The 25,072-nt window shown below is 72.5% G+C and carries 22 protein-coding genes; 16 read left to right on the forward strand and 6 right to left on the reverse strand.

Features of this window, described 5'->3' with window-relative positions; translation table 11 throughout:
- Both F6W97_RS34785 and F6W97_RS34790 read right to left on the reverse strand, forming a co-directional pair.
- Nucleotides 1-936 carry an alpha/beta hydrolase gene (locus F6W97_RS34785; protein ID WP_155374815.1) on the reverse strand — a complete coding sequence of 312 codons (936 nt, stop codon included), beginning with the start codon at nt 934-936 and terminating at the stop codon, nt 1-3.
- Between the two features lie 83 nt (nt 937-1,019).
- The gene (locus F6W97_RS34790; RefSeq protein ID WP_155374816.1) at nt 1,020-2,318 is read right to left on the reverse strand and encodes an ATP-grasp domain-containing protein; all 1,299 of its coding nucleotides are present in this window, start codon (nt 2,316-2,318) and stop codon (nt 1,020-1,022) included.
- Nucleotides 2,319-2,493: 175 nt separating this feature from the next.
- Between F6W97_RS34790 and F6W97_RS34795 the strand changes: the two genes are divergently transcribed.
- From F6W97_RS34795 to F6W97_RS34860, 14 genes are all read left to right on the forward strand, one after another.
- Nucleotides 2,494-4,086 (forward strand): MFS transporter, encoded by a 1,593-nt coding sequence (locus tag F6W97_RS34795; protein WP_155374817.1) that lies wholly within the window; start codon nt 2,494-2,496, stop codon nt 4,084-4,086.
- A 156-nt stretch (nt 4,087-4,242) separates the two neighbouring features.
- Nucleotides 4,243-5,655: a class I adenylate-forming enzyme family protein gene (locus F6W97_RS34800; protein ID WP_155374818.1), complete on the forward strand. Its 1,413-nt coding sequence runs from the start codon at nt 4,243-4,245 to the stop codon at nt 5,653-5,655.
- Between the two features lie 77 nt (nt 5,656-5,732).
- Nucleotides 5,733-5,990 carry an acyl carrier protein gene (locus F6W97_RS34805; RefSeq protein WP_155374819.1) on the forward strand — a complete coding sequence of 86 codons (258 nt, stop codon included), beginning with the start codon at nt 5,733-5,735 and terminating at the stop codon, nt 5,988-5,990.
- A complete protein-coding gene (locus F6W97_RS34810; protein ID WP_407924639.1) occupies nt 5,990-6,286 on the forward strand; it encodes a hypothetical protein in 297 nt (98 codons plus the stop codon). The genes F6W97_RS34805 and F6W97_RS34810 overlap by 1 nt, the downstream gene beginning before the upstream one ends.
- Complete coding sequence (locus F6W97_RS34815; RefSeq protein WP_155374820.1) at nt 6,279-7,433, forward strand: beta-ketoacyl-[acyl-carrier-protein] synthase family protein; 1,155 nt, start codon at nt 6,279-6,281, stop codon at nt 7,431-7,433. Before F6W97_RS34810 ends, F6W97_RS34815 begins: the two co-directional genes overlap by 8 nt.
- A gap of 148 nt (nt 7,434-7,581) precedes the next feature.
- Complete coding sequence (locus F6W97_RS34820) at nt 7,582-8,112, forward strand: beta-ketoacyl synthase N-terminal-like domain-containing protein (protein WP_230687233.1); 531 nt, start codon at nt 7,582-7,584, stop codon at nt 8,110-8,112.
- Nucleotides 8,113-8,134: 22 nt separating this feature from the next.
- A complete protein-coding gene (locus F6W97_RS34825) occupies nt 8,135-9,751 on the forward strand; it encodes a class I adenylate-forming enzyme family protein (protein ID WP_155374821.1) in 1,617 nt (538 codons plus the stop codon).
- Nucleotides 9,748-11,016 carry a beta-ketoacyl-[acyl-carrier-protein] synthase family protein gene (locus F6W97_RS34830; RefSeq protein ID WP_155374822.1) on the forward strand — a complete coding sequence of 423 codons (1,269 nt, stop codon included), beginning with the start codon at nt 9,748-9,750 and terminating at the stop codon, nt 11,014-11,016. Before F6W97_RS34825 ends, F6W97_RS34830 begins: the two co-directional genes overlap by 4 nt.
- A gap of 334 nt (nt 11,017-11,350) precedes the next feature.
- Nucleotides 11,351-12,472: a 4-hydroxyphenylpyruvate dioxygenase gene (hppD, locus tag F6W97_RS34835; protein WP_155374823.1), complete on the forward strand. Its 1,122-nt coding sequence runs from the start codon at nt 11,351-11,353 to the stop codon at nt 12,470-12,472.
- A gap of 61 nt (nt 12,473-12,533) precedes the next feature.
- Complete coding sequence (locus tag F6W97_RS34840; protein ID WP_155374824.1) at nt 12,534-13,445, forward strand: phytanoyl-CoA dioxygenase family protein; 912 nt, start codon at nt 12,534-12,536, stop codon at nt 13,443-13,445.
- 29 nt (nt 13,446-13,474) lie between these two features.
- Complete coding sequence (locus tag F6W97_RS34845; RefSeq protein ID WP_155374825.1) at nt 13,475-14,263, forward strand: DUF3050 domain-containing protein; 789 nt, start codon at nt 13,475-13,477, stop codon at nt 14,261-14,263.
- 89 nt (nt 14,264-14,352) lie between these two features.
- On the forward strand, nt 14,353-15,345 hold the full coding sequence (locus F6W97_RS34850) for a methyltransferase (RefSeq protein ID WP_155374826.1): 993 nt from the start codon (nt 14,353-14,355) through the stop codon (nt 15,343-15,345).
- On the forward strand, nt 15,342-16,328 hold the full coding sequence (locus F6W97_RS34855; protein WP_155374827.1) for a thiamine pyrophosphate-dependent dehydrogenase E1 component subunit alpha: 987 nt from the start codon (nt 15,342-15,344) through the stop codon (nt 16,326-16,328). Before F6W97_RS34850 ends, F6W97_RS34855 begins: the two co-directional genes overlap by 4 nt.
- Nucleotides 16,328-17,302, forward strand: coding sequence for an alpha-ketoacid dehydrogenase subunit beta (locus F6W97_RS34860; protein ID WP_155374828.1), 975 nt, complete (start codon nt 16,328-16,330; stop codon nt 17,300-17,302). The genes F6W97_RS34855 and F6W97_RS34860 overlap by 1 nt, the downstream gene beginning before the upstream one ends.
- Nucleotides 17,303-17,359: 57 nt before the next feature.
- On the opposite strand, the gene F6W97_RS34865 is transcribed toward F6W97_RS34860, so the two are convergent.
- Nucleotides 17,360-18,421 carry a S1 family peptidase gene (locus F6W97_RS34865; RefSeq protein WP_230687234.1) on the reverse strand — a complete coding sequence of 354 codons (1,062 nt, stop codon included), beginning with the start codon at nt 18,419-18,421 and terminating at the stop codon, nt 17,360-17,362.
- 232 nt (nt 18,422-18,653) lie between these two features.
- Between F6W97_RS34865 and F6W97_RS34870 the strand changes: the two genes are divergently transcribed.
- On the forward strand, nt 18,654-19,142 hold the full coding sequence (locus F6W97_RS34870) for an isochorismatase family protein (RefSeq protein WP_155374830.1): 489 nt from the start codon (nt 18,654-18,656) through the stop codon (nt 19,140-19,142).
- A gap of 13 nt (nt 19,143-19,155) precedes the next feature.
- On the opposite strand, the gene F6W97_RS34875 is transcribed toward F6W97_RS34870, so the two are convergent.
- The 3 genes from F6W97_RS34875 to F6W97_RS34885 are packed head-to-tail and all read right to left on the reverse strand — an operon-like array spanning nt 19,156 to nt 23,442.
- Nucleotides 19,156-19,851 carry an SGNH/GDSL hydrolase family protein gene (locus F6W97_RS34875; RefSeq protein WP_155374831.1) on the reverse strand — a complete coding sequence of 232 codons (696 nt, stop codon included), beginning with the start codon at nt 19,849-19,851 and terminating at the stop codon, nt 19,156-19,158.
- A complete protein-coding gene (locus tag F6W97_RS34880; RefSeq protein WP_155374832.1) occupies nt 19,844-21,868 on the reverse strand; it encodes an MFS transporter in 2,025 nt (674 codons plus the stop codon). The genes F6W97_RS34875 and F6W97_RS34880 overlap by 8 nt, the downstream gene beginning before the upstream one ends.
- Entirely contained in the window at nt 21,868-23,442 is a 1,575-nt protein-coding gene (locus F6W97_RS34885; RefSeq protein ID WP_155374833.1) for an AMP-binding protein, read from the reverse strand. Before F6W97_RS34885 ends, F6W97_RS34880 begins: the two co-directional genes overlap by 1 nt.
- Nucleotides 23,443-23,775: 333 nt before the next feature.
- Between F6W97_RS34885 and F6W97_RS34890 the strand changes: the two genes are divergently transcribed.
- Nucleotides 23,776-25,071 (forward strand): GDSL-type esterase/lipase family protein, encoded by a 1,296-nt coding sequence (locus F6W97_RS34890; RefSeq protein WP_155374834.1) that lies wholly within the window; start codon nt 23,776-23,778, stop codon nt 25,069-25,071.
- Nucleotide 25,072 lies beyond the last annotated feature (1 nt).

Consider the following 25,072-nt stretch of genomic DNA (forward strand, 5'->3'; position numbering starts at 1 on the left):
TCACGTGGTGAACCAGGTGCGGAGCTGGGCGGCGGCCTGGGCGAGGGCGCGGCGGCCGGCGTCGAGTTCGCCGCCCATGCAGAAGAAGCCGTGGACCATGCCGTCGTAGCGGGTCAGCGTGACCGGCACACCCTCGCGGCCGAGCCGGCGGGCGTACTCCTCGGCCTGGTCGCGCAGCGGGTCGTACTCGGCGGTGACGATGAGGGCCGGGGGCAGGCCGGCCAGGGTGTCCGCGCGCAGCGGCGAGGCCAGCGGGTTCAGCCCGTCCTCGGGGGTGGCCAGGTAGTTCGCCCAGTACCAGGCGACCGAGGTGGCGTTGAACAGGTACGGGTCGGTGCCCTCGCGCAGCGAGGCGGTGTGCGAGCGGTGGTCGGTGTTCGGGTACACCAGCAGCTGCCCGGCCAGCGGCAGGTCGCCGTCCGTGCGGGCCAGCAGGGTCACCGCGGCGGCCAGGTTGCCGCCCGCGCTGTCGCCGCCGACGGCGATCCGGGCCGGGTCCGCGCCGATGGCGGCGGCGTTCGCGGCGACCCAGCGAACAGCGGCGTGGCAGTCGTGCACCGCGGCGGGGAACTTGTGCTCCGGGGCGAGCCGGTAGCCCGCCGCGACGACCAGGCACCCGGCGGCGTTGGCCAGGCTGCGGCACACCGCGTCGGAGGTGTCGATGGTGCCCAGGGTCCAGCCGCCGCCGAAGAAGTAGACCAGCACCGGCAGCTCGCCGCCGAGCACCGGACGATAGACGCGGATCGGCAGCGGCCCGCCGGGGCCGTCGATCTCGCGGTCGACGACCTCGGCGACCGGTTCGGGATCGCCCCCGGACGCCTGTATCGAGGCGAGGTCTGCGGCGCGGGCCTCGTCCACCGACAGCGTGTACAGCTGCGGGGCGTCGCTGGCTTCGCGACGCGCGCGCATCGCCTGGACCTGCGGGTGGAGTGGCATCGAACTCTCCTGATCCTGCTGGGGCGGCCATGCCTGCGGCGGGCTCGGCGGGCCGCGGGAATCGCGACCTCGCGGGCGTGCCGTCAGCCGTCGGCGGCGGCCGCGTGGACGAAGTCCGCGTTGCGCGGGTCCGCGAACAGCTCCCGCAGCGTGGGGGCCAGCGGCAGCACCTCGATGTGCTGCCGGAACCAGTCGGCCAGCTCGGTGAGCCGCCGCTGCGCGGTGTCGACGTCGGCGGTGTGCACGGTGACCTCGCCCATGCGGGCGAAGGTGTTCGCGGCCCCGCCCTGCACACGCATGCCCTTGGGCACGAAGAGCCGGGCGTGCACCACGTCGGGCTGTGCCAGCACCTGCGCCACGGTCGGGCAGCCGAGCACGACACCCGGTCGCAGCGGCAGGAACGTGGACGCCACCACACCCTCGCGGACCTGCACCTGCGGCTCGGCGACCGGCTCCAGCAGCGCGCGCACGCCGGCCTCGGCGAGGTCGACGCCGTACTTGTAGCGGATCTGGTCGCTGATCGGGCCGCCCGCGCGGCGGGCCGCGCACTCGCTGAACACCAGGGTGCCCGTCTCGGGCTGGTGGAACAGCTCCATGTGGAAGACGCCGTCGGTCAGGCCCAGCACCCGCAGCGCGTCGGTGACCAGCGGTGACGCCAGCTCGTAGGCCGCCTTGTCGGCGACCGGGTCGAGGCAGTACGTCTGCACGGGCGCCTTCTCCAGCACCGCGCTCAGGCAGGGCTGGGCATACCGGCCCAGGCTCAGGAAGCGCAGCTCCCCTTCGGACAGGAAACCGTCGGCGAACCACTCCTCGCCCGCGACGAACTCCTCGACCACGAAGGTGCGGGCCGCGGTGTTGTTCGCCCGGCACTGGGCGCTGATCCGGGCCAGCTCGGCATCGCCGTCGACCACGAACGTGGACTGGGTCGCCATCCCGGCCACCGGTTTGACCACGGCTTTCGGGTAGGGCAGCCGGTAGCCGGGCGGCAGCTCGCGGATGTCGTCGATGACGGTGCACGACGTCACCGGCAGCCCGGCCGCGCGCAGTGCCTGCTTCTGCAGCGACTTGTCGCGGAACAGGGCGACCGTGCCGGGCGGGACGCCGCGCGCGCCGAGCATGGCGGCCAGCGCCGCGGCGGTCATCAGCGCAGGGTCGTCGTAGGCGTAGACGGCGTCGAACCCGCCGGGGCCGAACCCGGCGCGCAGCAGGCCGTTGACGGCGGCGTCGAGGCTCTTGTGGTCGTCGACGAAGACGGTGCGCACGCCGTCGGGCAGCGGCAGCCAGCCGTCCTTAGTGGTCGCGCCGAGCAGCACCGTCACCTCGACGTCGGGACCGAGCGCCGCCAGGGCGGGCAGGTCCGCTCCGACCATGAGCAACCGCATCGACCGACCGCCTCTCCACGCCGACGGGCCGCGGCTGACCGCCCGCGGATCGAACGTCACCGTATCGATGGCGACGGTGGGTGTCCAGAGCACCACCACTCGATACCTACGGATACTTCAATGGCTACCTTTCTTGCTGGTACAAAGAAGCCGCCCGGCTTGAGAAGGAGTTCCGTTGTCCGTCGCGACGTCGCGGTCGCCCTGGCGCCGTAGAGCCGCCATCCCCGGCCTGGTCGCCGCGGAGGCGATCTCGGTCATCGGCGGCCGGATGTCCTTCCTGGCCATTCCGTGGCTGGTGCTGGTCACCACCGGCAGCCCGGTCAAGGTCGGCGTGGTGGCGGGCGCGGAGACGCTGGCGTACGTGCTGAGCGGGGTGCTGGCCGCGCCCCTGCAGGACCGGCTCGGGGCGCGCACGACCTCGCTGCTGTCGGATGCGGGCAGCGCGGTGGTGATGGGCGTGATCGCGGTGACCGGGCAGTTCGGCTTCGGCGTGCTGATCGTGCTGTCCAGCCTGGCCGGGGCGCTCCGAGCGATGGCAGACCGTTCCAAGAACAACCTGCTCAAGCCCCTCATGGACGCCGCGGGCACGGACTTCACCCGGGTGTCGGCGGCCCGCGAGGGCGTGCTGCGCACCTCGGGGCTGATCGGGGCCTCGGTGGGCGGCGTCGCCATCGCCGCGTTCGGCGCGATCGGGGCGATCTGGGTCGACGCGGCGAGCTTCCTGGCCGGCGCGGCGCTGGTGGCCTTCTTCGTGCCGGACCCGGCCCGCAAGGACGGTGAGGCGCGCAAACCCGCCCCGGCCGAGCCCTACCTGACCGCGCTGCGCGGCGGGTTCACCTACTTCACCTCCGAGCCGCTGCTGCGGGCGGTGACCGGGATGCTGTTCTTCACCAACCTGTTCAACCAGGCCAGTGCCGTGGTGTTCGTGCCGATGTGGGTGCTGACGGTGCTGGACTCGCCGGTCGCGCTGGGGTCGGTGTCGGCGGCGTACGCCATCGGGATGATTGTGGGCAGTGTCGTGTTCGCGACGCTGGCGCCGTACCTGCCGCGCTACAGCGCGCTGGTCTTCGGCTACTTCGTGGGCGGCGCGCCCCGGTTCCTGGTCTTCGCGCTCACCGACGACCTGACCGTGATCGTCATCGTGACGTTCCTCAGCGGCATGGTCATGTGCTCGGTGAACCCGACGGTCGGCGCGGTCATCTACCAGCGGGTGCCCACCCCGATGCTGGCCCGCGCGGGCGGCATCATCATGGCCGTCGCCATGGCCGGCATCCCCCTCGGCGGCGTGCTGGGCGGGATCGTGGTGGAGCGGCTGGGCTTCGTCAACGGGGTGCTGCTGGCCTCGGTGCTGTACTTCGCGGTGACCCTGACCCCGGTCATCCGGCACCGGGTCTGGCGGGAGCTCAACGACGTCGGCGTCAGGGGGCCGACCGCCGATCCGGCGGCGGCGCTGCCACGGGGGTACGGGCTGGCCGCGACCGCGTTCGGCCCCCGGGTCACGTTGCGCTACACCGACGGGCAATGGTCGCTGCAGGCCAGGTCGGGGCTGCGCCGGCTGGCCCCCCGACGGGCGCTGCGGGCCAAGACCGCGGCCCACGCGCTGGCGCAGCTCGACGCGCCCGCCGTGCACGAGGCGGTGCGTGAGCTGGCGCAGCGCGAGCACGACGGGGCCGGGCGCGAGGCGGCCCGACTGCGCGCGGAACTCACCCGTTTGGAATTCGCGATGAGTCAGATAAATGTCGGATTGCGGGGCTCTCATCTGCCATGAAAAGCCCGAATTTTGGCTGGTCCATTCACGTATCGACAGACTTAAAGCGAGCATTGCAAGTGCATCGATCTCCTTGCTAGTCTCCGGATTCACCGGGTCCGTCGGGGGCGCACAGACCCAGGTTCCAGCACACTTGCGACACCTGGCGGAGCAATCATGAGCAACACGGGATGGGCGCCCGGCGCGCCCTTGGCGGCGACCCCCGACTGGGTGGACGAGCTCCTGCTCGCCGGAGACGACCGTGACGTCTGCCTCCACTTCGGATCCCCCGTCGACCGTGCGGCGTTGCGCCACGCCGTCGCGGACCGAGCCGACACGCTCCGGCGGCTGGGCCTGACCCGGGGCGGCTCGATCGCCCTGCGGCTGCCGCCGTCCCTGGCGTACGTGGCCAACCTGCTGGCCGCGTGGCAGATCGGGGCGCAGGTCGCGCTGCTGGACCACCGGCTCACGGCATACGAGACCGACCGCGCCCTGGACCGGCTGCAGCCGCAGGTCGTGGTGGGCTTCACCGGCACGCTGCCGGGCGGGCTGCGCGCCTTCTACGAGGTCGCCGACGTCGCCGAGGCCCGCGCCGGCCGTCCCGCCGAGACCGGGCACGCCGTGGTGCAGCTCAGCTCCGGCTCCACCGGCCCCTCCAAGGTCATCGCCCGTACCGCGGAGCAGCTCGTCGCCGAGATCGACCGGTACACCCGGATGGACGGCGTGCCGCTGCCCGGCGAGCGGGTGGTGCTGCTGGCCTCCGTGGTGCACGTGCTGGGCCTGGTCGGCGGCCTGCTCTACTGCCTGCACGCGGGGGTCGAGCTGGTGCTGCCGGAGCGGCTGACCGTCGACGCGATCCTGCGCGCGGTGGAGGCCGGGGACGCGCCGACCACGCTGCTCGGCGTGCCGTTCCACACCGAGCTGCTGGCCTCGAACCCGAACCCGCCGAAGCTGCCGCAGCTCAAGCGGATGACCACCGGCGGCGAGCTGGTGCGCGCCGAGGTGGCGCGGCGCTTCACCGACCGCTACGGCATCGTGCTGGGCAACATGTACGGCATGACCGAGGTCGGGGTCATCGCCACCGACCTGTTCGGCGAGCACCGGCCCTCGCTCATGCCGGCCCCCGGCATCACCGTCCGGGAACTGGACGGTGAGCTGCTGATCGCGACGCCGGCCAGCCCGTACATCGGGCTGTCCGACCCGACCCGCTGGGTCGACGGCTGGCTGCACACCAAGGACGCGGGCCGGGTCGACCCGGCGACCGGCCTGATGACGGTGCTCGGGCGGCTCGACTCGCAGGTGTCGGTCGGCGGGCTCAAGGTGGACCTGACCGAGGTGGAGCACACGCTGGCGGCCCTGCCCGGCGTGGAGAGCGCGGTGGTCGTCTACGACGGCGGCATCGAAGCCTTCGCCGTGGTGCCCGACGCGGCCGCGGCGGCCGCGCTGGAGAGCGAGCTGGCGATCCGGCTGGCCCCGTACAAGCGGCCGCGCGTGCTGCACATCGTCGAGCAGCTGCCCCGCACCGCGACGGGCAAGCTCGTCCGCGACCGGGCGGTGCTGCGTACCGCGGACCCGACAGCGGCTCCCTGACGCCCGCGCGACCCGTCCCCGACTGCCATCCCGATCCGGGCCCGTTGGGCCGTTCCACCATGGAAGGAAGTTCTCTCATGAGCACCGACGTACGCCAGTTCATCATCGACGCGATCGCGGACATGAACTACCCGATCGACGACGTCGACGCCGACACGCCGCTGGGCTCGGCGGGCGTGGACCTGGAGTCGCTGGCCGTCGCCGAGCTCGCGGTGCGGGTGGAGGACACCTACGGCGTGAAGTTCAGCGACGAGGAGGCCGAGCAGATGGCGGCCTGGACCGTCGGCGAGTTCGCCGAGGCGATCCGCGAGCGCGGCAACCTGGCGAGCGCGTGATGGACGCCCCTGTTGCGGCCGCCGGGTCTCTCGGCGTGCCGCGCCAGCGCGCGGGCGAACCGGCCTCCCCGGGGCGGGACGAGGTCGTCGCGATGCTCGCCAGCTACGGCGAGCGCAGCCCGGAGCAGGTGCGCGAGCGCATCGACTCCCTGGAGCTGGCGTGGCTGGTGCACCAGGTCGAGCAGCGCCACGGGCGGATGCTCGACCTCGACGACGACGTGCTCATGCGGATGACCACGGTGACCGGCGCGGTCGAGGTGCTGGCCGAGGTGCTGGCGGAGCCCGCCGGTGACTGAACCGCGCCCCGCCCCGGCTTCGCGGCCCGACCGCGCACAGGTCGTGGTCACCGGGTTGTCGGCGGTCAGCGCGTACGGCCGGGGCGCCGCGGCGCTGGCGGCCGGTCTGCGATCGGGGCGGCCGGCGTTCGCGCCGGTCACCCGCTTCGACGTGAGTGCCCGGCGGGTCGGCGTCGGCGCGCTGCTGCCCGGCGCGCCGGTGCTGCTCGACGAGCTGCTCACGGTGGTGGACGAAGCGGCGGGCCAGGCGGGGCTGTCCGCCTCGGACCGGGCTTCGACGCCCCTGCTACTGGCCGTGCACGGCGAGCCCGACGGGGCCCGCGGCCTGCCCGACCGGCCCGGCCGCACCGGGGCTTTCACCCAGTCCGTCGCCGAGAAGGCGGGGCTGTCCGGGGGCGTGCGCACGTACACCAGTGCCTGCGTCGCGGCCAGCACCGCGGTCGCCGACGCCGCCGCCGCGGTGGCCGCCGGCGACGCCGAGCGGCTGCTGGTGGCGGCCGGATACCTGGTCGAGGCGGACCAGTTCGCGCTGTTCGACGCGGGCCGGGCGCTGGCCGCCGACGGTGCGGTGCGGCCGTTCAGCGCCGGGCGCAAGGGCCTGCTGCTCGGCGACGGCGTCGCCGCGGTCGTGGTGGAGTCGGCCCGTGCGGCACAGGCCCGGGGCGCGACACCGCTGGCCCGGCTGCACGGCTGGGGCCGCGCCGGGGACGGCTACCACGTCGTGCAGCCGCGACCCGACGGCGCGGGCCTGGCCAGGGCGATCGACGCCGCGCTCGGCCGGGCGGCGCTGGCCCCGGCACAGATCGGCTACGTCAACGCGCACGGTTCGGGCTCCGCGCAGAGCGACGCCGCCGAGTCCGCCGCGCTGCGCCGCGCGCTCGGCGAGCACGCCGCGACGGTGCCGATCAGCTCGACCAAGTCGCTGCACGGACAGGCCCTGGAGGCGTCGCCGCTGCTGGAGCTGGTCGCGACGGTGCTTTCCCTGCGGGAGGGCTTCCTGCCGGTCAACGCCGGCTACCTCGGCCCGGACCCGGACTGCCCGCTGCACGTGCTCACCGAGACGACCCCGGCCCGCCCGGACTACGCCCTGAGCCTCAACGCCGCCTTCGGCGGCGCGAACACCGCCCTCGTGGTCGGTGCCGCATGACCCGCCCCCACCTGCCGCAACTCTTAAAGCCTTGCGGCCTCCGGCCGCCTTCGAAGCCGCAACTCTTTAAGAGTTGCGCCACGGTGGAGCCGGTGGTGGCGGCGGAGCCGGCGGAGCCGGCGGGCGGTCCTGGGTGGAGGGGGGACGCGTGAGCGGGTTGGTGGAGGTCGCGCGGGGGGCGTGGCCGGAGTCCGAGGGGGACGCGGAGCCGCCGGTGCTGGCGGGGTTCGTGATGTCGACGTTCAGTCCGCTGGTGGCGGAGGCGGCGCGGCGGTGTCTGAGCCGTGCGCACGGGCAGCCGCCGGTGGCGGCGGCGCGCGGGCGACGTACCGCGGTGATCGTCTCTTCGGCCACGGGGGACGCCGCGACCGCGGCCGAGGTGGCGCGGGCCGTCGACGGCGGGCGGCGGCTGGGGCCGCTGCTGTTCTTCCAGGCCGTCCCCAACGCGGTGGCCGGCTACGTCGCGGCGCGGTGGGAGCTGGGCGGGCCCGTGGTCTCGCTGAGCCCGGCCGGCGGCGCCGACCCCGTCGCCGGATCCCTGGCCGAGGGACTGGCGATGGCGTCGCTGCTGATCCGCGACGGCGACGCCGACGAGGCCCTGATCGTGGTGGCCGAGCAGGCCCTGGCCGACGGCGAGCGCGACCGCGCGCTGGCCGTGCTCGTACGTACAGCGCAGTGAACCGATCGAAGGAGTGCAGCTGATGAGAACCAACCTGCGGGCGATCCTCGCCGCCGACGCCGACCTCGGCGCGGGCAACGTCATCACCCGGCTGCTGGCCCACGGGGCCGACCCGGCCGGCCCAGGGCTGACCTTCGACGTGGACGTCGACGGCCATCCCGCGTGGGAGCCGCTCACGCTGGGGCAGCTCGACGAGCGGGTCGCGGCCCGTGCCGCGTGGCTGCACGAGCGCGGCATCGGCTGGCGCGACCCGGTCGCGGTGTACGCCAGCACGTCCGCCGACGTCATCCTGTCGTTCCTCGCGCTCAACCGCCTCGGGGCGATCCCGGCGCTGCTCAACGGCAACCTCAGCGGCGAGATCGCGGCCGAGTACATCCGCCGGCTGCGGGCCGAGGCCGTGCTGACCGACCCGAAGCACGCCGCGCTGCTGGAGGGCCGCGACTTCGGCTCCCGCCTGCTCGGCGACATCACCGAGATGGGGTCGGCGGACCCGGCCGCCGCGCCCGAGCCGTACCGGCACCACCCGGACGACCCGATCTCGATCACGCACTCGTCCGGCACGACGGGCCTGCCCAAGGCGATCGTGCACTCGCACACCACGCTGTTCGAGGCCACCCGCCGGATCCGGCTGTCCGGGCCGCGGGCGCAGGGCACCGAGCGGGTCGTCTGCGCGCTGCCGTCGGCGCACACCGCGGGCATCCTGTCCATCAACCAGGCCCTGTGCAACCGCGCCGAGCTGGTGTTCCTGTCCTCGCAGCGGGGCGACTACGTGCTCGACGCGATCGAGCGGTTCAAGCCCACGGGTGTCTTCGGCTTCGCGGTCACCTGGGCCGACATGGCCCGCCACGACCTGGGCAAGCGCGACCTGGACTCGGTCGCGATCTGGTTCAACACCGGCGACTGCGCGCACGAGGCGCACATCCGGCCGCTGGTCGCGGTGGGCAGCCACAACACGGTCACCCGCGAGGGCGTGACCCGGGTCAAGGGCTCGATGTTCATCGACGGCATCGGCTCGACCGAGATGGGCCACTCCGCGTTCCACATCACCCACCGGACCGACACCGAGCGCTACGACCGCTGCATCGGCCGCCCGCACGTGTTCGCCGACGTGGCCGTGCTGGACGACGCCGGGGAGCCGGTGGGCGCGGGCGTGGTCGGGCACCTCGGCCTGAAGTCGCCGACGGTGAAGCTGATGTACTGGAACGACTCGGTGACCGAGTTCCGCACCCGCCAGTCGGGCTACTACCTGACCGGTGACCTCGTCTACTACGACGAGGACGGCTACTACTACCACGTGGACCGGGCGGTGGACTCGGTCGTGCTGGACGGCGGCCAGTGGCTGCACACCTCGCTGACCGAGGAGAAGATCCTGGCGAGCTGCCCCGACGTGCTCGACTGCACCGTCGTGGCGGTGCGCGAGGGCGGCCAGGTGGTCACCGACGTGCTGCTGGTGCTCAAGGCCGGGGCCGATCCCGCCGTGGACCGCCGGGATGCCGTCGTCGCCGCACTGGGTGAGCACGCCGCACCGACACTGCGCGACATCAACGCGGTGCCCGACTCCGACATCCCCACCGGCGCCACCGGCAAGGTGCGCAAGCTGGTGCTGCGCGAGCGCGCCCTGGCGGGTGCGGCACAATGACCGGCTCCCGTCCTGACATCGTCGTCACGGGCATCGGCCTGGTCACCCCGGTCGGACAGGATCTCGACGACATCTTCGACGCCCTGTGCACCGGCCGGTCCGGAATCGTCGCCACGCCCGAGGGGCACCGCGCGCAGGGCTCCCTGGAGGTGATGGGCAAGGGCCCGGACATCGAGGCGGCCGACGTGCTGCCCGGCCCGGAGGCGCGCACGCTGGACCGGTACATCGTGCACGCGCTGGTCGCCGCGGCGCAGGCGATGGCCGACGCCGACCTGGTGGTGGGCCGCGACGTGGACCCGTATCGCGCGGCCACGGTCGTGTCCGGCACGGGCGGGCTGGCCACCCTGGAGGCGCAGGTGATCACGCGTACCCAGAAGGGCCGGCTCGGGGTCAGCCCGTACCTGCTGCCGGGGATGCTGCCGAACATGGCCACCGCCCGCATCGCCATCAAGTACGACCTGCGCGGCTACAGCTCCTCCATCGGCACCGCGTGCGCGGCGGGGGCCCAGTCCATCGCGGAGGGCATGCGCATCCTGCGGTACGGCGAGGCGGACGTGGTGCTGGTCGGCTGCGGCGAGGCGCCGCTGTTCCCGACCCTGGCGGACACCTTCGGCAACACCCGGGCGCTGGCCAAGGGCTGGGCCGACGACCCGGCCTCGGCCAGCCGCCCGTTCGACCTGCGGCGCAACGGCCTGGTGCTGGCCGAGGGGGCGGGCGTGCTGGTGCTGGAGCGGGCCGCCGACGCGGACGCGCGGGGCCGCCCGGCGTACGCGACGCTGCACGGCTGGGGCGCGACCACCGACGCCCACCACCCGACCACGCCCCGGCCCGACGGCGCGGGGCAGGCCGAGTGCATGCGCCGGGCGCTGGCCGACGCGGGGCTCACGCCCGGCGACATCGGCTACCTCAACGCCCACGCCACCAGCACCAAGCTGGGCGACGTGGCGGAGTCGCTGGCGGTCAACACGGTGTTCGCCTCGGCCATGCCGCCGGTCAGCTCGAACAAGGGCGTCACCGGGCACATGCTCGGCGCGTCCGGGGTGATCGAGGCGGCGGCGACGGTGATGGCGCTCGGGCACGGGTTGCTGCCGCCGACGGTCAATCTCGAGGACCCGGATCCCGCGTGCGATCTCGACCATATTCGCGGCAAGGCTCGGCAAAGTCCGATCGGTTTTGCACTGTCCAATTCCTTCGGATTCGGCGGACATAATGTGAGCCTTGTCCTGGGTCGACCCACCACGAGACTCAGCCGTTTTGCTGAGTGAGGTGTCACCGAATCGTTTGCCGCAAGCAACATACTGTCGCAATTAAATATTTGCGTAGTTAGGTATTGAGGGACATCAGCACAACCGGCTAGCGTGACAGTCATACGGCCCTCGCCGGAGCGTTCAGCTCCGGCGGGTGGGTCGTGAACAACGGACGTCACAGGGGCACGACGGCCAATCGGAGCGTGGTGAGTTCGTTTGGCGTGCGCCGCGAAAGCGGCGGCGCCGGGACGAGTCATGAGCCGTGACCCGTTCCACGCCCACCACCTGGCGGGGAGCGAGTCCTAGCAGTCAGTGCAAATCAGGACATCGTACGCCAAGGGGTAGGTAGCAAATGAACATTCTCGGCATCGACCACCTGGAGTTCTACGTCGGTGACGCCCGTCAGACGGCCTACTATCTGTGCACGGCATTCGGGTTCCGGATCTGCGGGCAGGGTGGGCCACAGACGGGCCTGCCCGGACAGCGCTCCCTGCTGCTGCAGCACGGCGAAATCCGCATCGTGCTCACCTCCGGCCTGGTCGCCGACCACCCGGCCACGCTCTACGTCGGCCGCCACGGCGACGGCGTGGCTGTCATCGCCTTCGAGACCGACGACGCCGCCGGCCTGTACGACTACGTCGTCGGGCGCGGGGCCACCCCGCTGGGCACACCGACCGTGCACGAGAACAGCGCGGGCCGGGTCGTCGAGGCGAGCGTCTCCGGCTTCGGCGACGTCACCCACCGCCTCGTCGAGCGGCACGGCTCCCGCTGGGACTTCCTGCCGGACACGATCGAGATGACGGTGCCCGAGCAGTCGTACGCCGACGACCTGCTCCAGGTCATCGACCACCTCGCGATCTGCGTCCCGGCCGGGGAGATCGCCGCCACCTCGCGCTACTACCAGGACGTGTTCGGCTTCGCCGAGATCTTCGAGGAGTACATCGAGGTCGGCGGCCAGGGCATGGACTCCAAGGTGGTGCAGAGCCCGTCGCGGCAGGTGACGTTCACGCTGATCGAGCCGGACCTGTCCCGCCGCCCGGGCCAGATCGACGACTTCCTGTCCTGGCACGCCGGGGCCGGGGTGCAGCACATCGCCTTCCGCACCGGCGACATCGTCACCGCGGTGCGCACCTTCGCCGACCGCGGCGTGGGCTTCCTCAGCACCCCGGGCAGCTACTTCGACGCGCTGGAGCAGCGCCTGGGCAGCGTCGACCTGCCCATCGCGGAGCTGCGCCAGCTCGGCGTGCTGGTCGACACCGACCACTACGGCGAGCTGTACCAGATCTTCACGCAGTCCATGCACGTGCGACGGACGCTGTTCCTGGAGCTGATCGAGCGGCACGGCGCGCTGACCTTCGGCACCAGCAACATCAAGGCGCTGTACGAGGCCAAGGAGCGTGAGCTGGCAGCCCCCGCCGAGGCGGTGCCGGCGCCGGCCCAGGACGCCCGCCCCGCCGGCCTCGCCGCCGCCTGAGACCGGGACACCCCCGTGCACCACCACACCCCCACCCCCACCCTGGCGAGGAGTCACCCCCATGGCTGAGCAGTTCCATCTGACCGACGAGGAACGGGAGCTGCTCCCGTCCGACGAGGACGTCGCGTTCTACGCCGCGCACGGCTGGTACCTGACGAAGAAGCTGTTCACCGACGCAGAGGTCGACGAGCTGGTCGAGGCCAGCGAGCGCTTCTACGCCGGGGAGCGCAGCCGCTCCCTGCCGGCGCGGCCGCGCCGCCTCGCGTACTGGGAGCCGCAGCATGGCGACGTGCAGCGGCACAACGACTACGTGCACTACGAGCACGACGGCCTGGCCAAGCTGCTGCGCAAGCCGCTGATCGGCGCGGTCGCGGCCCGGCTCGCCCAGGCCGACGAGATCCGGATCTTCCAGTCGACCCTGATCTTCAAGCCGCCGCGCCCCGAGGAGCCGACCAACGTGGTGCCGTGGCACTTCGACCGGCACTACTGGGCGTCGTCGACCTCGGAGCGCATGCTCACCGCGTTCATCCCCTTCCACGACTGCGGTGAGGAGATGGGCACCATCACCATGGTCGACGGCAGCCACGTCTGGCAGGAGATCGGCAACGACGACTCCACCGCCAAGCACTTCGCCGAGCGGGACAAGGAGGACCTGGAGGTCCTGCTGACCCGCAACGCCGAGTTCAACGGCACCCAGGTGACCAAGGTGCCGATGATCATCCCCAAGGGGCACATGAGCTTCCACCACTGCCGCACCTACCACGGCAGCGCCGGCAACCGCAGCGACCGTCCCCGCCGCGCGGTCTCCCTGCACCTGCAGGACGGCGAGAACCAGTACCGCCCGTACACCCTCAGCGACGGCACCGTCGTCGGCTACAACCACGACGAGCTGGTGCGCCGTACGCCCGACGGCCGCCCCGACTACGCCGACCCCGACTACTGCCCGGTGCTCTGGACCTCGGCTCAGCACTGAACGACCACCCGATCGACAAGGAGAGAGCAATGTCGCGTTACGACTGGGGTCAGACGCATCCGGGCATCACCCGGCTGGAGGACGCGGTCAGCGAGGCGCGCAACGCGGTGGTCACCCACCCGCTGTACGGCGCGCTGGACAACCACGAGGCCATCGTCACCTTCATGGAGCACCACGTCTTCGCCGTGTGGGACTTCATGTCCCTGCTCAAGTCGCTGCAGCGCCACCTGACCAGCGTCACCGTGCCGTGGATCCCGAGCGGCCCGACCGGCAGCCGGCGCCTGATCAACGACATCGTGCTGGTCGAGGAGAGCGACGAGCTGCAGGGCGGCTTCATCAGCCACTTCGAGCTGTACGTCGGGGGCATGGACCAGGCCGGGGCGGACACCGGTGTCATCAACAACGTGATCGACCTGCTGCGCACCGGCAGCACGGTGGAGCAGGCGCTGGTCGAGGCGAAGGTCAACCCGGTCTCCGCGGAGTTCGTGCGCACCACCTTCCGCTTCATCGACACGCTGCCGATCCACTGCCAGGCGGCGGCGTTCGCGTTCGGCCGCGAGGACCTGATCCCGGACATGTTCCAGCAGGTCATCAAGGTCAACCAGGAGGGCGGCAAGCTCGACACCTTCGTCGACTACCTGGCCCGGCACATCGAGGTCGACGGCGAGTTCCACACGCCGATGGCCATGCAGATGGTCACCGACCTGTGCGGCGACGACGACGAGAAGTGGGCGCAGGCGGCGCAGACGGTCAACGCGGCGCTGGCCGCCCGGCAGAAGCTGTGGACCGGCATCCTCACCGCGATCAACGCGGGCTGACCGGCCTCTCTTTTTTCAGTCGCGGCTCACAACCGGCTCCGCCCGCTTGTGAGCCGCGACTTCGGCACACCCTCGGCTCGGAGAGCAACATGAACGAAGCACTGGCCCGGCGAAAACTCCTCGGCATCCTCTCCGGCAGCTGGGTCGCCCAGGGGGTGTACGCGCTGGTCCGGCTCGGCGTGCCGGATCTGCTGGCGGACGGCCCGGTGCACGTCGGCGACCTGGCCCACCGGTGCGGCGCGGACCCGCTCGCCCTGGGCCGCCTGCTGCGGGCGCTGTCCCTGATGGGCCTGTTCACCCGGCCCGCCCCGGACACCTACGGGCTCACCCCCACCACCGAGCTGCTGCGCGCCGACGTGCCCGGCTCGGTGCGGCTCAACGCGCTGATGCAGGGCGACGAGGTGTTCCGCGCGTTCGCCGAGATCATGCACACGCTGCGCACCGGCCGCCCGGCCTTCGAGGCGGTGTACGGCCGCCCGTTCTACGACTACCTCGGCGACAACCCCGAGGCCGCGGCGGTGTTCAACGAGTCCATGGGCGACCAGCGCCCGCCGGAGGCGCTCGCCTCCTGCGACCTGAGCGGGGCCCGCATCGTGGTCGACGTCGGCGGCGGCAACGGCAGCCTGCTCGTCGAGCTGCTGGAGCGCTACCCGGACCTGCAAGGGGTGCTGCTGGAGCTGCCCGACGCGGCGGCCGCCGCCCGCGGGAAGCTCGCCGAGGCGGGTCTGGCCGGGCGCTCGGCGTGCGTGGAGGGCAGCTTCTTCGACGGGGTGCCCGACGGCGGCGACGTCTACACGCTGGCCCGGGTGCTGCACAACTGGAACGACGACAACGCCATCGCGATCCTGCGCCGGGTGCACGCGGTCCTGCCGCCGCACGGGCGCGTCATCGTGCTGGAGGAGTTCCTGCCCGAGGAGGCCGACCCCGCGGGCCGCTCCGCGGCCGGGCTCGTCGACCTGCTCATGCTGGTCACCCTGGAGGGCCGCGACCGCACCGAGCACGAATACCGGGAACTGCTGGGCAAAGCCGGGTTCGAGGTCGTCGAAGCCCGCGCGGGAGTGCTGGAGGCGCGGGTCGCATGACAGTGGACGAAGGGCTTTACCGGACCATGCGGCTGATCCGCAGGTTCGAGGAGCGGGCGATCGAGCTGGTGCACGCCGGGGAGATCGTCGGCGGCATCCACCCGTACATCGGGCAGGAGGCCATCGCCGCGGGAGTGTGCGCGGCGCTGCGCGACGACGACGTCATCACCAGCACCCACCGCGGGCACGGGCATGTGCTGGCCAAGGGCGCCGATCCGGTGCGCATGCTGGCCGAGCTGACCGGCCGGTCCACCGGCCTCAACCAGGGCCGGGGCGGCTCGATGCACGCCGCCGACTTCGGCAAGGGCATCTACGGCGCGAACGGCATCGTCGGCGCGGGCGGGGCGATCGCCACCGGCGCGGCCTGGGCGGCGGTCCGCGAGGGCAGCGACCGGGTCGCGGTCAGCTTCTTCGGCGACGGCGCGGTCAACCAGGGCGTGCTGCTGGAGACGTTCAACCTGGCCGCGCTGTGGCGGCTGCCGGTGCTGTTCGTCTGCGAGAACAACGGGTACGCCACCACGCTCACCGTGGCGCAGTCCGTCGCCGGGTCCATCACGGCCCGCGCCGAGGCGTTCGGCATCCCCGCGGTCAGCGTCGACGGCGCCGACGCGGCGGCGGTGCTGGAAGCGGCCCGCGAGGCCGTGGAGCGCGGCCGGGCCGGGGGCGGGCCGAGCTTCATCGAGGCCACCGCGTACCGCTTCGACGCCCACCACACCTGGGAGCACAAGGCCCGGGTGCGCTACCGCAGCGACGAGGAGGTGGCGGCGGGCCGGTCCCGCGACCCGCTGGACGTGCACGGTTCCCGCCTGGACGACGGCACCCGGGCCGGGATCGACGCCGAGGTCGAAACACTGATGGCCGAGGCGGTCGCGTTCGCGCTGGACAGCCCGCGCCCCGACCCGGCGGGCGCGCTCGACCACCTCTACGCCACCGGTTTGCGGGGGCGCAACGGAATCGGACTCCTCGACACGGCGGTGCGGTGATGGCAAGACTGTCCTACCTCAAGGCCCTGCAGCGGGCACTGGCCGACGAGATGGCCCGCGACGCTGACGTCTGCGTGCTAGGCGAGGACATCGGCGTCGGTGTCAACAACGTCACCACCGGCCTGCTGGCCAAGCACGGCCCCGGGCGCGTCATCGACACCCCGCTGTCCGAACAGGCCTTCACCAGCTTCGCGACCGGTGCCGCGCTGGCCGGGCTGCGGCCGGTCATCGAGTTCCAGATCCCGTCGCTGCTGTTCCTGGTCTTCGAGCAGATCGCCAACCAGGCGCACAAGTTCTCGCTGATGACCGGCGGGCAGGCGAAGGTGCCGGTGACCTACTTCGTGCCGGGTTCGGGCTCCCGCAGCGGCTGGGCGGGCCAGCACTCCGACCACCCGTACGGGCTGTTCGCGCACGTGGGCGTGAAGACGGTGGTGCCGGCGACGCCGGAGGACGCGTACGGGCTGTTCCTCACCGCGATCCGCGACGACGACCCGGTGGTGCTGTTCGCGCCCGCGGGCTCGCTCGGCGTACGCGGCGACGTGGACATGGACGCGCTCGGGCCGGTGCCGCTGGGCGTGGGACGGGTGCACCGGGAGGGCACGGACGTCACCGTGGTCGCGGTCGGGCACCTGGTGCAGGCGGCGCTGGCGGTCGCCGAGCAGCTCGCCGACCAGATCTCGGTGGAGGTGTTCGACCCGCGCACGCTGTACCCGTTCGACTGGGCGGGGCTCGCGGCGTCGGTGAACAAGACCGGGCGGCTGGTCGTCGTCGACGACTCGAACCGGATGTGCGGCATCGCCGGGGAGATCCTGGCCACCGCCGCCGAGGAGATGCGGCTGACGGTCCCGCCGAAGCGGGTCACCCGGCCCGACGGGGCGGTGCTGCCGTTCGCGAGCGAACTCGACCTCGCCGTCCAGCCCCAGCAGGACCAGCTGCTCACCGCCGTGCAAGAGGTCTACAAGGCCAGCCGCTGAACAGACGGCAGCCGCCGGGCGGGGAACCCGGCGGCTGCCTTACCTGAGGAGGAGGCCTCAGTAGACGCTCACGCCGTAGACGCTGAGCGGCTCGGTGACCGGCTGGAAGTAGGTCGTGCCGCCGGAGCTGCAGTTGCCGCTGCCGCCTGAGGTCAGGCCGAGCGCGACGGTGCCGGCGAACAGCGAGCCGCCGCTGTCGCCGCCCTCGGCGCACACGTTGGTCCGGATCAGGCCGGTGACGGTGCCCTGCGGGTAGTTGACGGTCGCGCCGGTGCCGAGCACGCGGCCGCTGCGCAGGCCGGTGGTGCTGCCGCTGCGGTACACGGTCTGGTTGACGGTGGCGTTGCCGGCGCTGACGATGTCCTGGTAGCTGCCGTTGTAGAGGTAGACGTTGCCGGGGTGGGCGATCGTGCTGTCGTAGCGCACGATGCCGTAGTCGTTACCCGGGAAGCTGGTGCCGGTGCGCGTACCGATGAAGTTGCCGCCGCCGGACGAGGCGTACCAGCTGGACGAGATGTTGGTGCAGTGCCCGGCGGTGAGGAAGAAGTAGACACCCGCGGAGTTGCGCACGTTGAAGCCGAGCGAGCAGCGCGAGTTGCCGCCGTAGATGGCCTGCCCGCCGGAGATGGTCGGGCTGAGCGTGCCGGCCGTGATCTCCACTCGCACGGTGTCGCCGAGGCGGTCGGTGACGGCCTTAAGCTTGGCCAGCTTCGACCCGGTGACGGTGCTGTCGGCGGTGACGACGACCTGGTTGCTGATCGGGTCGACGTACCAGGAGGTGCCGGAGATGCGGGCGAGCCGGTCGAGTTCCGCGGTGGCGCCCTTGAGCTGCGCGCCGCTGCGGGTGACGAGGCGGGCGACGCCGCCTGCGGCGCGGACCCGGTCGGCGGAGGCGCCGTCGGTGACGGTGACGACCGTCTTGCCGGCGTTGTCCAGGTATACGCCGGCCGAGTCGATCTCGGCCGCGAGAGCGGTTGCCGCGTCGGGAGAGAGCGTGGGCGCGGTGCCGCCGACGGGGGCGGCCTGGGCCGTCGCCGGAATCAGCAGACCGGCGGCGAGCAGGGTGGCGGCTGCCGCGCGGACGGCGATGCGCCGGACGGGGGATGTGATGTGGAGCAAGGTTCCTCCTCGGGGTTGTGGCATGTGGTGACATGCCGGAGGTGACCGGGTTGCCCGGTTGGGGCGCTCGGTCGTGGAACACGATGCCAAACGTTGCAAGAATCTTCAATATTTAGGTTGCTAAATGTGTGTGCCAATTCCGTTCGGCATGCAACCTCGACGGCACCGGGAACGTCCCGCCGCGCAGGCCGCACCGGATGATCGGACACCGCGCCGGAGTAAGATCGATTTCATGGCCACGGCACTCGTACTGATCGACCTGATGCCCCGCATCGTGGCGCTGCCCGTGGAGCCGCACTCCGGCGACGACGTGCTGCGGCGGTGCATCCAGCTGGCGACCGCGTTCCGGGCCGCGGACCGGCCGGTGGTGCTGGTGCGCGTCGACCGGCCGAACGTGCCCACCCAGCCGCCCGGCAGCGACCTGGTCGAGGGCCTGGCACGGCCGGACGACGTGCTCGTGGTCAAGCGGACCATCGGCGCGTTCCAGGGCACCGACCTGCACGATCAGCTCCAGCGCCGGGGCGTGACCACGCTCGTGCTCGCGGGTCTGGTCACCACCATGGGCGTGGAGTCCACCGCGCGCGCCGCCGCCGACCTCGGCTACGACCTGGAATTCGTCGAGGACGCCATGTCCGGCCTGGCCACCGACGAGCACGAGATGGCGGTACGCCGGACCTTCCCCCGCTTCGGCCGCGTCCGCACCACCGCCGACTACCTCTGACACCCGCCGGGCGTCAGGCGGCTGAGCGGCCCAGGTGCAGGCCGAGGCGGCGTACGGTCAGCGCCGCGCAGATGCTGTGGCTGCGCAGGTTGCCGTGCACGCCGTCCTCGCTGTAGCTGGCCGGGTCCCGCTCGGCGGGGTGGCCGGTGCAGTTGACGTGGATCGCGCCGAGCCGGGCCGCCAGCGCGGCGGTGCGCGCCGACAGCATCCGCATCCGGTCCCCCACCTGCTGCTTCACCGGCTCCGGAAACGACGGGGCGTAGGACACGTCGAACATGCCGACCGTGATGACCTCCGCGCCCGCCGCCCGCAGCGCCGTGATCATCGCGGTCAGTTCCTCGTCCACCGCGTCCGGCTGGTACGAGCGCCGCAGCGCGTCGTTGCCGCCCGCCGACACCAGCGCCAGATCCGGTGCGAAACGCAGCGCGCGGTCCAGCTGCTGCTCGCGGATCTCCGCGGCACGCAGTTCCCGCACCCCCAGATTCAGGTACCGCAGGTCGGGCTGCTGCTCGGCCAGCTCGCTGCTGATGCGGTCGCACCAGGCCTGCTCGACATACCCGGGCACCGGATCGCCGACGCCCGACGCGACGCTGTCGCCCAGCACCACGAAACGCCGCCACGGGTGCCCGGCCAGCAGCGCCGCCGCCTCGCCGGGGCGCAGGCAGTAGGGGTCGGCCGCCTCCAGGGTGGCGGCGTACCCGTCAGCCATGGCTGGGCGCCTTGCTGTTCGGGTTCTGCTGCACCGGCAGCCGGACCTCGCTCAGCTCGGCCATCTCCGACAGCCCGGCCAGCTTCGCCTCCAGCTCGGCCAGCTCGCTGCGCATCCGCTCGGCCTGCCGGGTGGCCTCGGTCTGGTCGACGGTGAGCGCCTCCTCGACGCTGCGGCGTACCCCCGGCACGTCCAGCAGGGCCAGCATGTTCAGCGCCTCGGCGCTCTTCACCAGGTGCCGCGAGCCCAGCAGGGCGCGGCCCTTGCGCACCTCGACCAGCCACTGGCCGTTGGCGTAGGCCAGTGTCACCGACAGGCGGGCGGGCAGCCGGGCCGCACCGGTGAGCACGGCCGGCGCACCGGCGCTCAGCTGCCGCCAGGTGCGGTACGCGAACACCGGCGCGAGCAGCGCCACCAGGTACGCCCCGGCCGCGGCGGCCAGCGCCCAGCGCAGCTCCAGCCGGGGCAGGGCCCAGGCTGCGGCGGCCGTGCCGAGCGGCACGCCCAGGTAGGCGATCCCGGACGCGAACCCGCCGACACGGCTGCGCACCGGCACCGGAACCCGCTGCGACAGCAGCATGCCCAGCGGCGGCGTCACCGACGACAGGGTCGCCCCGCACACGGCGGCGACCACGGCGACCATCAGCTGCACCGGCGGCAGCCCGCCGGCGACCGCGGCAGCCCCGCCACCGGCGAGGAAGGCCAGCGCCAGCAGCAGGTGACGCGACGGCGCACGGGTCAGCCCGGTCAGCACGACCGACCCGGTGACGGCGCCGAGCACGAACGCCCCGCCGACCAGGCCGAGCAGGTCCGGCTCGCCCAGCACGTGTGCCATCCAGGCGGCCACCAGCAGCACCGCACCGGCCTGCGCCAGCAGGTTCGTCACGAACAGCACGGCCGCGAGGCGGCGCACCAGCCCGTCGGCCCGCAGCTCGGCCATGGCACTGCGCCGCAGGTCCCGAGCCTGGGTACGGGCGATCGGCAGCGCCTGGCGACCGTCACCGGCCGGGCGCGGTTCCTCGGCGGCGTGCCGCCCGCGCGCGGCCGGGCCGTCGCCGGCGGGGTCGGCGGTGGTGGCTGCCGGAGCGTCGTCGGCCTGGGCGGCAGCGGGGTCCGCCGGAGCGTCGTCGCCCCGCGGCGGTGCCGCAACCCGGCCGTTGAGCTGCGGATCGCCCGCAGCGCGGTTGGCCGCGGCAACACGGCTCCCGGACGCTGGATCGCCCGCGGCCTCGGATGCGGCGTGGTCCCGGTCGGCTGTCCGCGCGTCGTCATCGGATCGGGTCGAGCCGGCGGCCTGCGTGCCACCCGCTCCCGGGCCGGATTCGGCGGGCAGCACCTCGCCGCTGAGCACTTCGGACGGTGGTTTCGCCGCGTCGGGCCGTGGCGCGACGGTGACCGCCTGCACCAGCATCGCCGCGCCGAGCAGGCACAGCACCGCGTCGAGCCACAGCACCCCGGCCGGGCCGAGCCGTACGGCCAGCACCCCCGCGGCCGCCCCGCCGGCGAGCACCACGATCACGTGCAGCGCGCGGACCACCCCGGACCGCGGCGGCCGGGCTCCGTCGTCACCACCGTCGCGGCGCACCGCGTCGCGGGCCCGGTCGCCGATCGCGCGCAGCGCGCCGGCCAGCGCGGCCAGCACCCCCAGCCCGGCCGCGCCGAGCAGGCCCGGGGTGGCCGCCAGGGCCGAGTCGGGCAGCGCGAAGTACGCGATCCCCGCCAGCGCCGGCGCGCTGAGCAGGTCGGCCGACACCGCCAGGCGCACCGGGCGCAGCCGGTCGGCCAGCGCCACGCCCAGCGGCCCGGTCAGCACGTACGCCAGCACCTGGGCCGCCGACACCAGCCCGACCGCGCGCCAGCCGGCGTCCGCGGCCAGCATCAGCCACGGCACGACCAGCAGCGACATCCGGGTGGCCAGGGTCGACACCGCCGCGGCGGCCAGCACCGGCAGCGCCGCGGCCTGCTCGGCCTGTTCCGGCGCCGGGTCACCGACCGCGGGTGCGGCGTGGATCGTCATCACTGCCCTCCAGGACCGGTGCGGGCGGCGTACCGGTCCCGCAGCGCCTTCTTGTCGACCTTGCCGGATTCGGTCAGCGGGAACTCGTCGATGAACTCGACCTGCTGCGGCGCCCACATGGCGTTGAGCTCGGCGGTGGCGAGCTGGATCAGCTCAGCCGCGGTGACCGTGCCGTCGGGCGTGCGCACGACGTACGCGTACACCGACTCGCCCTCCAGCTCGTGCGGGACGCCGATGACCGTCGCGGCCTGCACCTCGGGATGGGCGGCCAGCGCGTCCTCGACCGGGCGGCAGAACACGTTGGTGCTGCTCAACCCAGTCACGATCATGTCCTTGACCCGGTCCAGCAGGTACAGGTAGCCGTCGGCGTCCAGCCGGCCCACGTCGCCGGTGCGCAGCCACCCGTCGACCAGCGTCTGCGCGGTCAGCTCGGGCATGCCCCAGTAGCCGCGCATCATCAGCGAACCGGTGATCCACACCTCGCCGACCTCGCCGGGCGGCAGCACCTGCCCGTCGGAGTCGCGGACCTGCACCCGCACGTCGCCGTACGGGATGCCGCACGAGGACAGCCGCTCGGGGTGCGCCGGGTCGTGGTCCAGCTCGGGCAGCGCCGAGATGAACGGGGATTCGCTCATGCCGTACACGATGCGCAGCACCGGGCCGAAGCGCTCGATGGCCTGGGTGAGCCGGGCCGGGGACGCCGCCGCACCGGACACGGTCAGCGTGTGCAGGCTGCTGAAGTCGGCCCCGGCCGACTTCGGGTCGTCGAGCAGCACGTACAGCAGCGGCGGGGCGAGCAGGGTGCTGTTGATGCGCTCGCGTTCGATCGTGTCGTAGAACAGCGGGTAGTCCAGGCCGTCGTGCAGGAACGCGGTGCCGCCGGTGAACAGCGTCATGAACACCGCGGTCTGCGCGCTGACGTGCCAGGTGCCCGCGATCAGCAGGTGCCGCAGGGCGGGCTGGCCGCTGGTCAGGTAGTACTCCGACAGGGCGTGCAGCGCGGCGAAGAAGCCGTGGCCGTGGTGCACCAGCTTCGGCGAGCCGGTGGTGCCGCCGGTCTGGAACAGCGACGACGGCTCCTGCGTGACGGCGGCCGGGTCGAACGGCAGCGTGGTCGCGGGCGGACCGGCGGTGAGGTCCGGCCCCGCGCCGCCCGGCCCGAAGCAGAACACCGGCCGCGGCGCGGCGCCCGCGGCCAGCTCCGCGCCCAGCTCGGGCAGCTTGTGGGCGTCGTAGACGAAGTAGTCGACATCGGCGAGGTCGAGGAAGCCGCGCCGGAACCGGGGCGGGGCGTTGTTGGCGATCCAGGCGGTGCGGCAGCCCATCAGCCCGGCCGCGAGCTGGAGGAAGATCGACTCGGCGGGGTTGCGGGCGAGCACACCCAGCGCCTGTCCCGGGCGGACGCCGTGCGCCCACAGCGCCCCCGCCATCGCGATCACCTCGGCGTGCACCTCGGTGTAGGAGTAGCGCCGCCCGTCCACCGCGACGAGCGCCTCGGCGTCGCCATAACCGGCGAAGAGTGTCAATGCCTTGGCGGCGTAGTTGTCTGCCGGAACATATGTCCGATCGCCCACGGTCGAGTCACCCCAGTTTGGTCAGAAGGCAGCGGATTCGCTGGTGGCAGGCATGTTCCGGGTGTGTGGAAGCGGCCTACGCGGGGACGATACCGCCGCCGGGATGAATCAGCCACCACCTAGGGTCGTCGATTCGTACACTCATCATTTTCCAATCGGGACATTTGCGTATGCAGACGTATTGAGCGGACGGTCCATCGATTCCGATGGTGCCAAGGGCGCTCCGATCGGCTTAGACTGCCGACCTGACACCACGGATCCCGCCGGCGATGCCCAGGATCCGGTGATCGATGGTCGGCACCGCCCCCTCAGCGACCGAGGAGCCTCTCCCCGATGAACAGCCCCCGGCAACGGCAATTCCTGATGGCCCTGGTCACGCTGGTGACCGTGGGCTCGACCCTGCTGGTCGCCACCGCGAACAGCCAGGCCGTCGCCCCCGAGCCGGAGGCCTGGGTCGGCTCCTGGTCGGCGGCGCTGACCCCGGCCGGCGCGGGCAAGTCCAAGGACGGCTTCTCCGACCAGACCATCAGGATGTTCGTGCACACCTCGGTCGGCGGCACGCAGGCCCGCATCCGGCTGTCCAACCGGTACGGCACCGCCCCGCTCACCATCGGCCGGGCCACTCTCGCCCTGCCGTGGCCCGAGGCCGGTCCCGGCGACCTGAAGCCCGGCTCGGTGGTCGACGCCACGTTCAACGGCCAGAAGTGGGTCACCATCCCGTCCGGCGGCAGCGCGGTGAGCGACCCGGTGCCGATGGACGTGCCCGCCGCCCAGGACGTCGCGGTCACCCTGTACGTGCCCGAGCAGAAGCCCGGACCCGCCACCTGGCACATCTACGCCCGCGAGACCGCCTACATCGGCGCGGGCGACCACGCGAGCGAGGCCAGCGGCGCGAAGCTCGCCGAGACCCGCAACAACTGGTACTACCTCACCGGCCTCGACGTGCTGAACCGCACCGGGCAGGGCTCGGTCGTGGTGCTCGGCGACTCCATCACCGACGGTTTGAAGACGACCGTCAACGCCGACCGCCGGTGGACCGACTTCCTCGGCGCGCGGCTGGTCAAGGAGGCGCCCGAGGGCCGCGCGCCGGGCATCCTCAACGCGGGCCTGTCCGGCAACCGGCTCACCCTCAACGGCGCCGACCTCGGCGTCAACGAACTCGGCATGAACGGCGCGTCCCGGTTCCACTTCGACGTGCTCGGGCAGACCGGGGTGCGCACCGTCATCCTCGCTCTGGGCATCAACGACGTCTGGCTGAGCCAGGACACCGCGGACAACATCATCGCGCGGATCCAGCAGATGGCCTCGGTGGCCAGGCAGTCCGGCCTGAAGATCATCGTTTGTACGCTGAGCCCCTGGAACGCCTTCGAGTCCGCCCCGGGCGTGGTCGCGTACACCCCGATCCTGGACTCGGTGCGGCTGCAGGTGAACTCGTACATCCGCACCAGCACCGACTTCGACGGGATCATCGACTTCGACGCCGTGCTGCGCGACCCGGCCAACCCCACCAAGCTGCGCCCCGAGTGGGACAGCGGCGACCACATCCATCCCAACGACGCCGGCAACGAGGCGATGGCCAAGGCCGTCCCGCTCGACCTGCTCCTCGACGACGACTCCGACGAGGACTGAC

The sequence above is a fragment of the Catellatospora vulcania genome (assembly GCF_009720385.1).
Classification (GTDB): Bacteria; Actinomycetota; Actinomycetes; order Mycobacteriales; family Micromonosporaceae; genus Catellatospora; species Catellatospora vulcania.

Bases quoted from the DNA above. Each gene is read 5' to 3' on its own strand.
- F6W97_RS34785 (WP_155374815.1), bottom strand. From the start codon at position 936: ATGCCACTCCACCCGCAGGTCCAGGCGATGCGCGCGCGTCGCGAAGCC.
- F6W97_RS34790 (WP_155374816.1), bottom strand. From the start codon at position 2,318: ATGCGGTTGCTCATGGTCGGAGCGGACCTGCCCGCCCTGGCGGCGCTC.
- F6W97_RS34800 (WP_155374818.1), top strand. From the start codon at position 4,243: ATGAGCAACACGGGATGGGCGCCCGGCGCGCCCTTGGCGGCGACCCCC.
- F6W97_RS34805 (WP_155374819.1), top strand. From the start codon at position 5,733: ATGAGCACCGACGTACGCCAGTTCATCATCGACGCGATCGCGGACATG.
- F6W97_RS34810 (WP_407924639.1), top strand. From the start codon at position 5,990: ATGGACGCCCCTGTTGCGGCCGCCGGGTCTCTCGGCGTGCCGCGCCAG.
- F6W97_RS34825 (WP_155374821.1), top strand. From the start codon at position 8,135: ATGAGAACCAACCTGCGGGCGATCCTCGCCGCCGACGCCGACCTCGGC.
- F6W97_RS34830 (WP_155374822.1), top strand. From the start codon at position 9,748: ATGACCGGCTCCCGTCCTGACATCGTCGTCACGGGCATCGGCCTGGTC.
- hppD (WP_155374823.1), top strand. From the start codon at position 11,351: ATGAACATTCTCGGCATCGACCACCTGGAGTTCTACGTCGGTGACGCC.
- F6W97_RS34840 (WP_155374824.1), top strand. From the start codon at position 12,534: ATGGCTGAGCAGTTCCATCTGACCGACGAGGAACGGGAGCTGCTCCCG.
- F6W97_RS34845 (WP_155374825.1), top strand. From the start codon at position 13,475: ATGTCGCGTTACGACTGGGGTCAGACGCATCCGGGCATCACCCGGCTG.
- F6W97_RS34850 (WP_155374826.1), top strand. From the start codon at position 14,353: ATGAACGAAGCACTGGCCCGGCGAAAACTCCTCGGCATCCTCTCCGGC.
- F6W97_RS34855 (WP_155374827.1), top strand. From the start codon at position 15,342: ATGACAGTGGACGAAGGGCTTTACCGGACCATGCGGCTGATCCGCAGG.
- F6W97_RS34860 (WP_155374828.1), top strand. From the start codon at position 16,328: ATGGCAAGACTGTCCTACCTCAAGGCCCTGCAGCGGGCACTGGCCGAC.
- F6W97_RS34870 (WP_155374830.1), top strand. From the start codon at position 18,654: ATGGCCACGGCACTCGTACTGATCGACCTGATGCCCCGCATCGTGGCG.
- F6W97_RS34875 (WP_155374831.1), bottom strand. From the start codon at position 19,851: ATGGCTGACGGGTACGCCGCCACCCTGGAGGCGGCCGACCCCTACTGC.
- F6W97_RS34880 (WP_155374832.1), bottom strand. From the start codon at position 21,868: ATGACGATCCACGCCGCACCCGCGGTCGGTGACCCGGCGCCGGAACAG.
- F6W97_RS34890 (WP_155374834.1), top strand. From the start codon at position 23,776: ATGAACAGCCCCCGGCAACGGCAATTCCTGATGGCCCTGGTCACGCTG.